Below are 14395 nucleotides of genomic sequence, written 5' to 3'. Positions count from 1 at the left end.
CTTGATATCAGGACTCGTGGTCCCGGCTGCGGTTGCCTCTCCAACGCAAACTGGGACCGTCCTCATCACCGGTGACCGCGTGAACGTCGTCACACTGCCGGGCAAGCCACCTAACGTCGTGATCAAACCCGCGCCCGGACGCGAGCGGATGCCGTTCCTGAAGCAGGTCGACGGGCAGAGCGTGTCGGTCATCCCGTTCGACGCTCAGCAGCTCGTCATCAACGGCGTGCTGGACGCGAAGCTGTTCGACGTCACCAAGCCACCGCACAAGGTCATCATCCGGTACACCGACGACCAGCTCAGGTCCGCCACCCCGACCGAGAACCTGTGGCAGCAGATCAACCCGCACGCCCCGAACCAGGCAGCGACACTGCCCGGCATCAAGAAGGTCTCCCCCGACCGGCTGCTCAAGCCGCTCGACCAGGAGAGCGTCCAGCAGATCAAGGCACCGAAGGCCTGGCAGAAAGGCCTCACCGCGAAAGGTGTGAAGGTCGCCGTCCTCGACACCGGCGTGGACCAGAACCACCCGGACCTGAAGGGCCGCATCAAGGCCACGAAGGACTTCACCAGCGAAACCGACGCCACCGACGAGCACGGCCACGGCACGCACGTCGCCGGCATCATCGCGGGCTCGGGACCGGAGCCCGGTACGGCACCGGACGCGGACCTGTTGATCGGCAAGGTCTGCGGGCAGTACTTCTGCGAGGAGTCTGCGGTCATCGCGGGTATGCGGTGGGCGGCCGAGCAGGGCGCCAAAGTGGTCAACCTGAGCCTCGGCGGCGAGGCGACGGACGGCACCGACGACCTCAGCCAGGAGCTGAACGCGTTGAGCGCCAAGTACAACACGCTTTTCGTTGCCGCGGCGGGCAACGAAGGGCGCACCGAGTCGGTCGGCAGCCCGGCGGCGGCGGACGCGGCGCTGGCGGTCGCGAGCGTCACGAAGGACAGCCAGCTCAGCTACTTCTCCAGCCGCGGCCCGCGCATCGACGGCGCGGTCAAGCCGGAGATCAGCGCTCCCGGTCATGCGATCAAGGCGGCGCGAGCGCAGAACACCGGCATGGGCTACCCGATCAACGACCGGCACACCCTGGCCAGCGGCACGTCGATGGCCACCCCGCACGTCACCGGCGCAGCGGCGATCCTGGCCGGCCAACACCCGGACTGGTCCCCCGCACGCCTCAAGGCCGCGCTCACCAACACCGCGGACCCGTTCAACGCCAACGTGTTCGAGCAGGGCACCGGCGTCGTGAACATCGACAAAGCCACGAAGACCCAACTCACCGCCGAACCGGCGACGTTGAAGGACCAAGGCACGATCACCTACCGCAACGACAGCGCGAAACCGGTCAAACTCACGATCACCAAGCCCGACGACGTAGAAGCCGACCGGACCACCATCGAAGTCCCGGCCAAGGGCTCCGCGACCGCGACGTTCAAGACGAAGAGCGACGCCGGCCTGATCATCGCGCGGGACAACAACAACGTCATCCGCACAGCGATCTCCACGAGCAAGAAGACCGAACCCACCGCCAAGATCAAGGTGCAGACGATCGACCGCAAGGGCTCGCCGAACGGCACCGGCGGCTACGGCTTCATGGTCGCGATGGCCAACCACACCAACAAGAAGCTCTACGCGGGCGGCATCGGCAACGGCCGCGCGCTGCAGGGTGAGATCCCGCAGGGCCGCTACACGGTCTACTCGTGGGTGCCGAGCCCGATCGACGGCCGGCCGCCGTGGGAGCCGTCGCAGACCGTCGTGGCGCGGGACGTCACGGTCGGCCCGGACGGCGCCGAGGTCACCCTCGACGCGCGGCAGGGGCAGCGACTCCAGGCCACGGTCAACGGCGCCAAGGGCACCGGCCTCATCGGCACGAGCCTGGGCACGGTGAACGGATCGGCGTTCGCGAGCCAGGGCGACGAGGTCTACGCGGCTCCCGGCAGCGCGGAAGGCATGATCTTCACCGCCGTCCACTTCGTCAGGAACGTCCCCGGCAGCACGACCTGCGGCGGAGACACGAGCCCGTGCGCGATCGCGGTCACCAGGGAGAACGGGCTGACCGCGACTTTCCCGGCCATCAAGGACGGCGACCTGGCCAAGGTCACGGCCACGATCGGCAAACCGGCCACGAGCGGTCAGTGGATCGTCTTCGCGGAACACCCGCTGTCCACCCCACCGTCGGGCGACGCCGCGGAGAACGTCCAGTTCCCCGGCAAGCACACGACCTACTACCACTCCAGCGGCGACGTCGAGTGGTGGTCGGGCCAGGTGCTGGACGGGGCAGTCGTGCAGGCGCAGACCTGGCGTCCCTACGCCAACAGCCAGTCGTACGAGGAGAAGTGGAGCCACGGCGCGCTCGGCCCGGCTGTCACCTCGACCCGGCACGACCGCCGCGGCAACGTGATCACGGTGGACCTGGCGTTGCTGACCGACTCGACACCAGGCCACTACGGCGCGGCCGAGGAGGGCCGGACCGAGTTGCGCCGCAACGGCAAGCTCGTCGACGGCACCCAGTACGCGGACGGCGGCACGTTCCAGGTGCCGCCGGAGAAGGCCCGCTACCGCCTGGAAGCCACCACCAAGACCGTCCAGACGGCCTGGGAGTTCGACTCGGCACACAGCACCGGAGCACTCCCCCTAACCGCAGTCCGCTTCGAGGACCGCAGCGGCACCAACATCCCGTTCCGACTCGACAAGACGCCCACGGCCGGTCGAACCAAGAAGCTGACCGTGGACGTGTCCTACGACGACGGAGCGACGTGGCAACCGGCGTCGTACGTGCTGCTCGGCGACCGCGGACTTCTGCTGAAAGTGAAATCCGGCCCGGTCTCGCTCAAAACACGTGTGATGGACGTCTACGGCAACTCGGGCGAACAAACCCTCATCCGTGCGTTGACATAAATTGGATGTGAGAACTCAGGAGGATGAGCGATGACGACCACCGCGACCCGACCCCGCATCACGGTACGGCGGGTGGTCTTCACGCTCGTCCTCCTGACGGTCACCACGCTGCTGTTCTGGGTGCCGTTCGAGGGCCTGTTCGCGGCCAGCGCGGAGTGGCCCGACCCGGTCCGCCCGATCGCCGCGGTGATCTTCGCCGGCGCAGCGATCGCGATGATCGTGTTGTTCACGCAGAGGAACAGCGACCGGGCCGCACGCATCTCCCAGTTCCTGCTCGGCTTCGTGTGGATCGCGTTCGTCTGGACGCTCATCACCGACGTCGTCAGGCTCGCCCTGGTCGTCGGCGGCGTGGAGAACCCGTTCCGCTCCCGCCTGATCGCCGTGATGCTGGCCCTCCTCATCGCCACGATCACCGCGTACGGCGTCTACGAGGCCATGCGCGTGCCGCGGATCAAGCGCCAGAACGTCACGATCCCGCGCCTCGACCCGGCGTTCGACGGCCTGACCGTCGCGGTCATCACCGACACCCACTACGGCGCCATCAACCGCGCGAAGTGGTCCAAGGGCATGGTCGACGCGGTCAACAAGCTCAACGCCGACGTCGCCGTGCACGTCGGTGACATCGCGGACGGCACCGCCGAGCAGCGCCTCGAACAGGCCACCCCGCTCGGCGACGTCAACACCGAGCACCGCTTCTACATCACCGGCAACCACGAGTACTACTCCAACGCGCAGGGCTGGATCGACCTGATGACCCGCCTGGGCTGGAAGGCGCTGCACAACGAGCACGTGACGCTGGAGCGCGGCGACGCTCGCCTGGTGTTCGCGGGCATCGACGACATCACCGCCGACCACTCCGGCGAGCCCGGCCACTCCGCCGACCTCGCCCAGGCGTTGCACGGCACCGATTCCACCGCACCGGTCGTGCTGCTCGCACACCAGCCGTCGGAGATCAAGAAGGCCATCGAGGCCGGCGTCGACCTGCAGCTGTCCGGCCACACGCACGGCGGCCAGATCTGGCCGTTCCACTATCTCGTGCGGCTGCAGCAGCCGGTGGTCGCCGGGCTGAGCCGCCACAGCGACCGCACGCAGCTCTACACCAGCCGCGGCGCCGGCTTCTGGGGTCCGCCGATGCGCGTGTTCGCGCCCAGCGAGATCACCTTGCTCACGCTCAAAGCGAGTTGAGGTGCCCGCTGTCGTTGAACCGCACCAAAGCCGGTGACTTGCCCGTCGTGTAGCGGATGACGGTCAACGCCGCGTTGTCGTGGTTCAGCGTCAGCCACCGCTCGGGCGGCGCGTCCAGCGCGTCCCGCACCAGCCAGCTGATCAGGAACGAGTGCGTCACGACCAGCACCGGACCGTCGCCGGGCCGGGCGAACCGCGTCTCGGCCTCGTGCGCCAGAGCCGGCCCGCGCGTGCGCTCGGACTCGGGGAACTGGTCGAAGAACTCGTCGTGATCAGGGACGAAGTGCGGCACGAAGTCGTCCGCGGCGGCTTCAGCCCGGCAGGGCACCTTCAACACCGACGCGATGATCGACGCGGTTTCCACGGCACGAGGTAGCGGACCGTGGTGCACCGCCGCGAAACCCGTGCCCCGCAAGCGTTCCGCGAGCAGCTCGGACTGCTTGCGGCCGCGTGCGGTCAACCTCGATTCGTCCTTCGTCGCCTCGCCGTGCCGGACCAGATGCAGTTCACGCGTCACGCCGTGCAGTCTGCCTTGATGGCGCTGGCGGCGTGATGGGCGTAGGTCGGTCCGCTGCTGTTCCAGTCCTGACCTCGGCTGACGAGCTGCACCGTGAGATTTCCGCTGGCCTTGAACTTGCCGGCGCTGACCCACTGACCGCGCTTGTCGACCTGCTTGATCGCGAACGACGCCATCGGGGTGCCGCCGACACCGTTGCGGTCGAAGACGAAGTACACGGTCGGGTTACCCCCGACCTCCTGGAGGTTGCCGTTGGGCACGTGCACCGACACGTCGCACGTGCCGGACGCGGCGAACGTGTAGAGGCCGTAGGCGGAGGTGTCGTCGCGGCGGGCGTCGCCGGACATCGGGATCGACACGTACGTCGAGCCGCACTTGCCGTCGCCGTGGTCGACCCAGCCCTTCTGGCCGTCGCGGTACGAGCCGACGCTGGAGTAGCTGCCGCAGCCGGGGCCCGCGGTGAACGACTTCGCACCGCCAGGTGGGTTGCCGTTGTTCGGCGGCTGCTGCTGCACCGGCTGAGTCGTCGTCGGCGGGATCAGACCGAGCGCGGACGACGCGAGCGTCGGGTTCATGCTGTTCGACGGCGCCGCCGACGACTCGTCCGGCAACGGTTCCGGCGGCGTGATGAGGCCGGGGATGTAGCTGTGCGAGGGCTGCGCGACGTCGGTGGTGTTCTCGCCGGACCCGCCGCTGAACGTCAGGACCGCGATTCCAGTGAGGGCGAGCAGTGCGGCGACGAGGGCGATCGCGGCGACGCGCGGCCTGATGGGGTGGCCCGGCGGCTTCTCCTCCGGAGCCGGTGCATCGCCCGCGCTCGCCCAGCGTTCGGCGCCCCTGGCGCGAGCAGCCGCCATCAACTCCGGGTCGGGAACCCGGATGCGGTCGGTCGGTTCGTCGGGGAACTGGGTCGGCACGGAGCGCAGTGTGCCAGCACGTCAGGACCACTCGAACGCGTGGTTCTTTCACGAACGTGTCGTTTGGACTCAATTAACCGCACGCCGTGTAGGCCGGTGCTCACTTTCGTCTACGTTCCGTCACGGGACCGGTCCCCACCGGCCCCCGCAATCCTGACCCGTGAGTCAGGGGAGGCGGGGCATGAGGTTCGGCGTGCTGGGCACCGTGGTGATGTGGCACGAGGGGCGCGAGATCTCGTTGAGCAGTGCCCATCAGCGAACAGTGTTAGCTGCGTTGTTGTTGCAGCACAACCGTGTTGTGCCGCTCGAGAAGTTGATCGACGCGCTGTGGGATTCCGCGCCGCCGCCGACCGCCCGCAACATCGTCCAGGGCTGCGTCTCGCACCTGCGCACACTGCTCGCGCCGGACCCGGAAATCAGGATCATGCACCGGCTTCCTGGTTACGTTTTGGAGACGCCTGCAGAACGCCTTGATCTCACGGCGTTTCGGACCCTCGCAACCGATCCAGAACACTTGCGAGAGGCACTCACGTTGTGGCGCAACGACCCTCTCGCCGACGTACCCGGTCTGCACGCGCAACGCGCCGCCCTGAACGAGGAACGACTAGGGGCGCTGGAACGCTGTCTCGATCACGAGATCCGGGCCGGCGCACACCGTGAGGCCATCCCCGAGCTCACGGCCTTGGTGCGCGCACATCCGTTGCGGGAAGGCCTGCACGGGCTGCTGATGCGCGCGTTGCACCGGGCGGGGCGCGGGAGCGAGGCGCTGCAGGCGTTCCACGACGCGCGCCGCGTGCTGGGCGACGAGACCGGTTCCGAGCCGGGGCCTGAGCTGCAGACGGTGTTCCAGCAGATCCTGCAGCCGGCCTGCCGGATCCTGCCGCGCCAGCTGCCCGCCGCACTGCCGGGATTCGTGGACCGGCGCGTCGATCTCGGCGACGGACCGGTCACGGTGATCACCGGCCAGCGAGGCCTCGGCAAGACGGCGCTGGCGTTGCACTGGGGGCATCGGCAGGTCTGCCCGGACGGACAGCTGTTCGCCGATCTCACATTGCGCAGCTCGTTCGAGTCGTTGCACGGCATGGTGTCCACGTTGATCGACAGTCCATTGCCGACTGATGAACACGCGCTCGCCGCGTTGTACCGGAGTCTGCTGGCGGGCAAGCGGATGGTGGTCGTGCTGGACAACGCCCAGTGCGCGGAGCAGGTGATCCCGTTGCTGCCGGGCACCCCCACGTGCCGGGTGCTGATCACCAGTCGCGATCGGATGGACGCCTTGGCGATCAGCCATCACGCGACGCGCGTGCGGCTCGGGCCGTGGTCGGACAGCGAGTCGCGTGACCTGCTGGTCGCCCGGCTCGGGCCCGACCTGGTCCGGTCGGAGCCGCGCGCGACGGCGGAGCTCATCCGGTTCTGCGCCGGAAACCCGCGGGCGCTGGCAACGGTGGCGAGCCGGGTGCGGCCGCACCTCCCGCGCACCGCCGCCTGCCGGGACGCGGAGAGGTGGGCGCTCAGGACCGTGACGATCAGGACAGGGCGTCGATCAACGCCAGATCTGGTGGGACCAGCGTCGTCGACAGCACAAGTTCCCGCATGAGGTTGTCGTTGAGCGCGTTGCCGACGGGCTCGCCGACCTCTTCGCGGACGAGCCCCGCCACGCCCTCGCGCGACAACCGCGCCCGCACCGCCGCGACCATGTGCTCGACCTTCTTGTGGCTCCACGCCTCCTCTGGCCGGAGCTCGGCCATCACCTCGGCGACGTGCTGGCGGGCCAACGGCTGAGGGTTCGCCTCGTGCATGAGGTAGCGCTGTCCGAGCACGACGAGGAGCAGCCGTTCGTCGTCGGTCAACCTCCAACGGCGCGGAGGCTCCGTCACGGCACCGTGCGGGACGGCGGGCTGGCCGCCATCGGGACCGGCCACGAACAGCTCCAGCAGGTGCTCGCGGTCGCGTGTGCCGCGGATGAACAACGGCGTGTAGCCGTCGGCCAGCGGTACCGCGTCCTCCTCCGGGAACAGCCACCGCGACTTCGGCAACCGGATCGGCAGCCGGCCGAGGTTGCTCACCCACCAGGCACCGTCGCGGCACGTCAACGCGCCGTGCCGGCGTGACACGCGCAGGTCGCTCTCGCCGACGCAGATGTCGACCTCTGGCCGGTTCCGGCCGAACACCACCGTGTGGCCGTCGACCGGAGCACTGTTGACCCGGCCCGTGACCGCCAGCGCGACGATCCCGCCGGGCACCGTCTTCGGCACCTGCCGTGCCAGGCTCTCGTACACCACGGCTCCCCTGGAACATTCTCGTCCGAACAAATTTCTCGCAGTGTGCACCCATCTGCCGGGGACCCGTCCCTAAGATCCCAGTTCGTGGTTGGGCGCACTATCGCGGAGCGATATCGGCTCGAGGAGCACCTCGGCTCGGGTGGCATGGGCGAGGTCTGGCGAGCGACGGATCTTCAGCTCGACGAAACAGTCGCGCTCAAGCGGCCCAGGGAGGGCGACGCACGGCACGAGGCCCGCATAGGCGCCGAGCTGAGCCATCCGAACGTGATCACGGTGCACGGCACGGTGACCGACGGCGCCGAGCAGTGGCTGGTGATGGAGTACCTGCCGTCGCGGTCGCTGTCGGAGATCATCGAGGCGGACGGCCCGATCACCCCGCAGCGCGCCGCGAAGATCGGCGCGCAGCTCGCGGACGCGCTGGCCGCCATGCACGAGAAGAACATGGTTCATCGCGACGTGAAGCCCGGCAACGTCCTGGTCGCCGACAACGACGTGACGAAGCTCAGCGACTTCGGCATCTCACGCTGGGCCGAGCAGACGCGCGTCGGTGGCGGTGACGTGGCGGGCACCGCCGCCTATCTGGCGCCGGAGGTCGCGGACGGACACGAGGCCCGGCCGGCGTCGGACGTCTTCGCGTTGGGCGCCACTCTCTTCGCCGCCGTCGAGGGCACTTCGCCGTGGGGCTCCCCGGACGCCGGGTCCTCGGAACAGCTGCGGCGTGCCAAGGCCTACGACATCACGCCCGCGCGGCACTCCGGGCCGTTCGGTGATCTGCTGGCGCAGCTGATGCGGCAGAACCCGCAGGAGCGCCCGGCCACCGAGAACGTGCGGGCGATGCTGGAGGGGGCCGAGCTCCCGAACCCCAAGCGCCGCAAGGCGATCATCATCGGCGCGGCACTCGTCACCGCGGCCGCCGTGGCCGTCGCGGCGGTGTTCTACCTGCAGCCCACCAGCGGCACCATGGGTGACGCGTACTCGATGAACGTGTGCGGGCTGGCGAGCAACGACGTCCTCGGGCGATTCAACGCGCACAAGGTCACCACCGACGAACTGGACTCGTACTACTTCGACAGCTGCATGACGTGGATGGCGTTCAGCGCCCAGGACGAGGACGACGCGGTCCGCGTGTCGTACGAGGTCAAGCTGTTCGCCCCGTTCGAGCCTCCCGAGCAACGGGGAGAGCTCGGCCAAGTCACGCGCACCGAGTCCACGGACACGATGTGCGCGAACAGGATCAAGCTCGTCGACGGCAACGCCGTCAACGTGTGGGCGGAGCACATCGGTGGTCCCTCCCGCCCGCTGTGCGACATCGCCGACGCCGCCGCCGCGAACGCCCGCGCCGTGCTGGCGGACGGACAGATCCCCCGGCGTGGCGAGCCGTGGCCTCGTGCGTCGCTGGGCGGCGTCAACGTGTGTCACCTGTTGGAGCGTTCTGACGTCGCGGACCAGCTCGGCGTCGAGGCGGCGCCCTATCCCTACGCGGAACGCCCGCTGGGCAGTTGCGGCTGGGACGCGAACCCTCGCCAGATCGTCGTGCAGTCCACCAGGGAAGGGCCGCTCGACCCGGCGAAGGACGGCGAACACGTCAACGTCGGCGGTGGCCGGCTGGCCTACTTCGAGACCAAGGCACGAGACGACGACAACTGGCCGAACAGCTGCGCGGTCGACATCGAGCAGCGGGTCGCCCGGGAGAAGGACCCGAAGAAGGTCGAGATCCTGACCGTGATCCTGTCCGACTCGAAGGTCATCGATCCGGAAGTGCTGTGCCCCGGCGCGATCAAGCTGGCGAACGCCGCAGCCTCCCGACTCCCCCAGCCCTGAGCCTTCTCGCCCCACGAACCCCGCCCCCGGCTCCCCGAGCCATAGGCCCCTGTGTCTTCCCTCTGCGCGGCGCCGCGCCTAGGGTGCCCGCCATGCCCTCAGGTAGACAGGCCGTCGTGCTGCTTGCCGCCCTCGTGGCGGGTTGTGGCACGACGATCGCTGGTTCCCCGGTAGCAGGACCGTCGTCACCGCAGACGTCGTCGTCTCAGACCGTGTCCGTCGTGACGACGACGCCACCGCCGTCGAGCAGCAGCGTTCCTCCGTCGAAGCCCGTGCAACCTCCGCCTGCTCCTCCCGCGTTGTTCGGCAACCCCAATGGCACCGCCGCGGTCCCACCGGAGGCCAAAGGCGAGGACACCTCCAAGCCCACCCGCGTGATCGGCACCGGCACGCCCGCCTCCTGCACCTCTCAGGCCGTCACGGACGCGCTCGCCGCCGGCGGGGTCATCACCTTCAACTGCGGGCCGCAGCCGCACACCATCCCGCTGGCCGCGACCGCCAAGGTCCGCACGCGGACGATCCTCGACGGCGGCGGCCGGATCACGTTGAGCGGCCAGGGACAGCGCCGCGTGCTCGACCAGAACGGGCCGCGGCTGGTGGTCCAGAACATCACGCTCGCCGACGGCAACTCGACCGGCGACGCCTCCGACGGCGGGGGCGGCGGCGCGATCATGGTGCGCGGCGGTCAGCTCAAGGTCGTGAACTCCCGTTTCGCCAACAACAAGTGCGACACCAACGGCCCCGACCTCGGCGGTGCGGCGATCCGCGTCACCGACTGGGCCCAGAAGGTGCCGATCTACGTCGTGAGCAGCACGTTCGAGGGTGGTGTGTGCTCCAACGGCGGAGCGCTCAGCAGCATCGGCGCGACGTGGGTCGTGCTCAACTGCCTGATGAAGGGCAACAAGGCCATCGGCAAGGGCGCCAACCCGGCGCGCCCAGGCACGCCGGGTGGTGGCAGCGGTGGCGCGATCTACAACGACGGCAACACGTTCACGCTGCGGATCGCCGGCTCGTTGATCGAGGACAACCAGGCCAACGAGGGCGGCGGCGCGGTGTTCTTCGTCAGCAACGACAAGTCGGGCTCGATGTCGGTCGAGGGCTCCACGCTGCGCCGCAACCCGAGCCTCGGTTTCGAGACCATCAAGGGGATCTTCTACCTCGGCACGGGCGAGAAGCCGAAGGTCACTGCCTCGACGATCCAGTGAGCCTGCCCGCCACGAGCAGCAGCACCAGCCCGAGCACACACATCGTGAAGCTGAAGCCGTAGACCCAGCGGAAACCCAGCTGCTGGGAGACGCCGAGCAGCGCTCCCGCGATCATGCCGCCGACGATCTGGGTGTTGCTGAACATCGTCGTGGCGTGGCCGGGGCGGCCGGGGTCGAGGCTCTGGAAGTAGGTGATGCCCACACCCATGATCAACGAGATGACGGTGGCGTGCAGCAGCTGCGCGGCCATCACCTGCCAAACGGAGTCGGTGAACACCATCAGGCCGTGGTAGCTCAACGAGATCGCAGCGCCGATGAGCACGAGCTTGTGCTGCGACATCCGGTTGGCCAGGGAGCCGAACCACAACATCATCGGGATCTCCAGCGCCGCGCACAGGCCCATCGCGAGGCCGGCGTCACCGGCGGTGCCGTGGAGTTCCGTCGTGATGAACAACGGCAGACCGCCGACGGCGAGAGAGATCGCGCCCTGCAGGAACGTGAACGCGACCGAGGCCACGTACATCTCGCCACGCGCGGACCCACCCGCTTCTTCTGTCTTCTCCTCTTCCGGCACCGCGGTGGGGACCGGCAGGGTGAGGGCGAGCACTGCGACGCCGAGCTGGAGCAAGGCCGTGGAGGCGAAGAGGCCCACCCAGCCGGTCTTCGCGACGAGCAGCGCGGCCACCGGCGGCCCGGCGACCCACGCGACGGAGAGCAGCGTGCGCAGGACGCTGACGACCATCGACGGGCCCTTGGAGACCTGCCGGCCGTACGCGAAGAGCTGCGGCAGCAACGATCCCGTGATCGCCACGAAGATCACCGCGGTGCCGAGCAGGAACCAGTAGTCGCGCAGCACGGTGAACAGGCCGTACCCGATCGCGCCCGCGACACCACCCGCGGCGAGCATGAACCGGCGCTGCACCCGGCCGTCGGACAGTCTGCCCATGATCGTGCTGGCGACCACCTGCGCGAGCGGGCTGACGATCAGGAAGAAGCCGAGCTGCAGCGGCGTGACCTTGACCTCGGACGTGAGGAACAGCGAGAAGAACGGCAACGCGAACGCCATCGACACGCCAGACACGACGCTGATGACGGAAAGCTGGAGGAAGGTGCGGGAAAGGAGTGGAGAGGAGGGTCTCTCCCGAAGTGCCGTCACCCGCTCATCGTGCTTGTTGACCGGTCAATCAGGAAACTAAATTTCCCATTATGCGGGCAACATCTCACACGATGACGACAGCGCCGTCCCTGCGGTGATCTCCACCACCCCTGAGCAGGCCGGATCCGGTCATCTCGACCACCTGGCAACCGCCGAAGAACATGCTCGGCGCGCGGAAATACGTCACCGGGAGTTCGCTTTCCGGTCGAATTCCCGGTTCGACGTGCAAATGATCTCCACCGAGGTGCAGCCGGGGTGCGTCGACGGCGTCCTGGGCGGGCATGCCGCGGTCGAGGACGTTCACGAGCACCTGCAGGATCGCGCCGCAGATCCGGCTGGAACCCGCGCTGCCGAGCACGAGCTCCGCGCCCCTGTTGTTCGTGACGATGGTCGGCGACATCATCGACGGCAGCCGGTCGCCGGGCACGTGGCTGAAGAACCCCTCGGGCGACAGGTCCTCCTCGCCCATCATGTTGTTCAGGTGCACGCCGGCGATCGAGATGCCCGAGCCCGCGCCGTTCGTCGTCGTGACCGAGCAGGCCGTGCCGTTCGCGTCGAGCACCGAGATGTGCGTGGTGGAGCCCAGCCGGTTCAGGTGCGTCTTCGGGGCGGCCATCGCGCGGATGAGGTCCTGCTGCGACGGGTTGTCCGGCAACGCTTCCAGCATCTGCGCGAGGAGCGCGCCGCCGGCCGCGGGTGGCGGGTTCGTGTGGATGTCGCGGCCGCGGTGCCGCACGTGCAGCGGTTCGCGTTCGACGACCTCGTAGGCGGCGAGGTCCGCGCGGGTGAGGTCGCCGCCGTTGCCGCGGATGGTGTCGGCGATCTCCGCCGCGATGTCGCCGGTGTAGAACGGGGCGGCGCCGTCCTGGCCGAGCCGTTCGAGCGCCTCGGCGACCTCGGGCTGGACGAGGAGATCGCCTTCCTCGAACGCGGTGAGGCCCGCGCTGTGGGCGAGCGGCAGCAGCAATGAGGTGACGTAGGCCTGGTAGCGGTTGATCCGGTGGCCTTCGCGGGCGTGTTTCGCCGCGATGGCCACGAGTTCGTGCAGCGGCGCGGTGCCGTAGGTGACGGCTTTCGCGGCACCGGCGGGCATGCCGAACGCGGCGACGGACGACGGTCCGACGTGGAACTCCTGCTGCGCGTCGCCGAAGTGGACGGTGATCGGGTCGAGCGGAGCCCTGTCACCGTTGGCGTCGCGACCCGGCGCCTCGGCGGAGAAGTCCAGCAGCACAGGGGTTTCGCCGGCCGGTGCGATGAGCATGTACCCGGCGGCGCCGAGACCGGTCAGCAGCGGCTCGGTGACGCACGACGTCAGCATCGCCGCGACGGCCGCGTCGACCGCGTTGCCCCCGGCGCGCAGCATCGCTGCGCCCGCCTGTGCGGTGAGCGGGTGGCCCGCCGCGATCGCGCCTCGCACCGTCGACCTCCATGAAGAGAAGGCAATCAACGGTAGACCTGCACACGATCAGCGGGCCACCCGGTACCACTTACTTCTTGGTCGCCGTGTAGTTCCTGAAGTTGATGTAGGTGTCGAGGATGTCCGACGACGCGCTCTCGACCGAGCGGTAGATGCCCCACTTCGGCCGGACGTAGTCGCCCTCGTCCGGGATTCGCACGCCGGAACGCTTGCCCTGCACCGCGATCGGCGCGCTCGCACCGGTGCCGTTGCGCAGCACGAAGCCGACCGTGCCGCTGGAGCCCGGCGTGATCGTCCACTCGACGGTGACCCACTTGTTGCGCAGCGGGGCCAGGTTCGTGGAGGCGATGTCGGGCGCACCGGACGTGGCGAACGCGCGCGCTCGGATCGTTTCGGTGCTACCGCTGCGGCTCAGGGACAGGGTCGTCCACGGGCCGCCGTTGGTGCTGGGCGTCTTGGTCTGGAAGATGTGCGTGAACTTGCTCGTGCCGTGCAGCGATGACGGCATGTACATCTCGTACGAGATGACCCACGTCTCGCCGTTCTTCATCTTGATGGCGCCGCCAGGGCCGACCATGCCCTTGGACTCGGTCCGCTGACGGTCGCCGCCACCGGTGGTGTCGCGGTCGTTCTTCCAGATGTTGAACCGGTAGTGGGTGCCGCCCTCGACGACGATGTACTTGCCCTTGCGTTCGGGGAACTTGTTGCCGCGGTCGACCTCGATGCCCTCGAACGCCTTGAGGCCGTCGGTCGCGGGGTTCGGTGACCACGCGGGGGCGAGGGCCGACGCGGGGTTCACGGTGATGAGCATCAGGGCAGCCGCGGTGAGTGCAGCCCTGCGGGTGATGCGCGATTCCATCGTTCGGCGCGTCCTTCCTGGCGGCGTAACGACAGGGGGAGCACATCGGGCGGCGGAGCGATGTCCTTACGTAGACGAAGGTAGGAGGTCTCGACCAGCGATGTCAACGAAAGTCACGCAACTTGACTTCCGTTTAC

The 14395-nt window shown here is 68.6% G+C and carries 11 protein-coding genes; 5 read left to right on the top strand and 6 right to left on the bottom strand.

What is annotated here, in order from left to right; all coding sequences use genetic code 11:
• The first annotated feature begins 79 nt into the window (after window positions 1-79).
• A complete protein-coding gene (locus tag LFM09_RS21580) occupies window positions 80-2899 on the top strand; it encodes a S8 family serine peptidase (protein ID WP_414098320.1) in 2820 nt (939 codons plus the stop codon).
• A gap of 30 nt (window positions 2900-2929) precedes the next feature.
• Entirely contained in the window at window positions 2930-4084 is a 1155-nt protein-coding gene (locus LFM09_RS21575) for a metallophosphoesterase (RefSeq protein ID WP_414098319.1), read from the top strand.
• Here the strand turns inward: LFM09_RS21575 and LFM09_RS21570 are convergent.
• Both LFM09_RS21570 and LFM09_RS21565 read right to left on the bottom strand, forming a co-directional pair.
• Window positions 4071-4601, bottom strand: coding sequence for a histidine phosphatase family protein (locus LFM09_RS21570; protein WP_414098318.1), 531 nt, complete (start codon window positions 4599-4601; stop codon window positions 4071-4073). The two genes, LFM09_RS21575 and LFM09_RS21570, sit on opposite strands and share 14 nt — an antisense overlap.
• On the bottom strand, window positions 4598-5518 hold the full coding sequence (locus tag LFM09_RS21565; protein ID WP_414098317.1) for a hypothetical protein: 921 nt from the start codon (window positions 5516-5518) through the stop codon (window positions 4598-4600). The genes LFM09_RS21570 and LFM09_RS21565 overlap by 4 nt, the downstream gene beginning before the upstream one ends.
• Before the next feature lie 181 nt (window positions 5519-5699).
• On the opposite strand from LFM09_RS21565, the gene LFM09_RS21560 reads away from it, so the two are divergent.
• The gene (locus LFM09_RS21560; RefSeq protein ID WP_414098316.1) at window positions 5700-7115 is read left to right on the top strand and encodes a BTAD domain-containing putative transcriptional regulator; all 1416 of its coding nucleotides are present in this window, start codon (window positions 5700-5702) and stop codon (window positions 7113-7115) included.
• Here the strand turns inward: LFM09_RS21560 and LFM09_RS21555 are convergent.
• Entirely contained in the window at window positions 7045-7797 is a 753-nt protein-coding gene (locus LFM09_RS21555; RefSeq protein WP_414098315.1) for an FHA domain-containing protein, read from the bottom strand. The two genes, LFM09_RS21560 and LFM09_RS21555, sit on opposite strands and share 71 nt — an antisense overlap.
• An 87-nt stretch (window positions 7798-7884) precedes the next feature.
• On the opposite strand from LFM09_RS21555, the gene LFM09_RS21550 reads away from it, so the two are divergent.
• Window positions 7885-9621, top strand: a complete 1737-nt coding sequence (locus LFM09_RS21550; RefSeq protein ID WP_414098314.1) for a serine/threonine-protein kinase — start codon at window positions 7885-7887, stop codon at window positions 9619-9621.
• A 92-nt stretch (window positions 9622-9713) separates the two neighbouring features.
• Window positions 9714-10826: a hypothetical protein gene (locus tag LFM09_RS21545; RefSeq protein WP_414098313.1), complete on the top strand. Its 1113-nt coding sequence runs from the start codon at window positions 9714-9716 to the stop codon at window positions 10824-10826.
• On the opposite strand, the gene LFM09_RS21540 is transcribed toward LFM09_RS21545, so the two are convergent.
• The 3 genes from LFM09_RS21540 to LFM09_RS21530 form a co-directional block, all read right to left on the bottom strand.
• Window positions 10804-11982 carry an MFS transporter gene (locus LFM09_RS21540; protein WP_414098312.1) on the bottom strand — a complete coding sequence of 393 codons (1179 nt, stop codon included), beginning with the start codon at window positions 11980-11982 and terminating at the stop codon, window positions 10804-10806. The genes LFM09_RS21545 and LFM09_RS21540 overlap by 23 nt on opposite strands.
• A 64-nt stretch (window positions 11983-12046) precedes the next feature.
• Window positions 12047-13399, bottom strand: a complete 1353-nt coding sequence (locus LFM09_RS21535; protein WP_414098311.1) for a gamma-glutamyltransferase — start codon at window positions 13397-13399, stop codon at window positions 12047-12049.
• 70 nt (window positions 13400-13469) lie between these two features.
• Window positions 13470-14258, bottom strand: coding sequence for a hypothetical protein (locus LFM09_RS21530; protein WP_414098310.1), 789 nt, complete (start codon window positions 14256-14258; stop codon window positions 13470-13472).
• Between the last annotated feature and the right edge of the window lie 137 nt (window positions 14259-14395).

This window comes from Lentzea alba (assembly GCF_047445655.1).
Classification (GTDB): Bacteria; Actinomycetota; Actinomycetes; order Mycobacteriales; family Pseudonocardiaceae; genus Lentzea; species Lentzea alba_A.
This window is presented reverse-complemented; position numbering and strand designations above follow the sequence as displayed.

Bases quoted from the DNA above. Each gene is read 5' to 3' on its own strand.
- LFM09_RS21575 (WP_414098319.1), top strand. From the start codon at position 2,930: ATGACGACCACCGCGACCCGACCCCGCATCACGGTACGGCGGGTGGTC.
- LFM09_RS21545 (WP_414098313.1), top strand. From the start codon at position 9,714: ATGCCCTCAGGTAGACAGGCCGTCGTGCTGCTTGCCGCCCTCGTGGCG.
- LFM09_RS21560 (WP_414098316.1), top strand. From the start codon at position 5,700: ATGAGGTTCGGCGTGCTGGGCACCGTGGTGATGTGGCACGAGGGGCGC.
- LFM09_RS21530 (WP_414098310.1), bottom strand. From the start codon at position 14,258: ATGGAATCGCGCATCACCCGCAGGGCTGCACTCACCGCGGCTGCCCTG.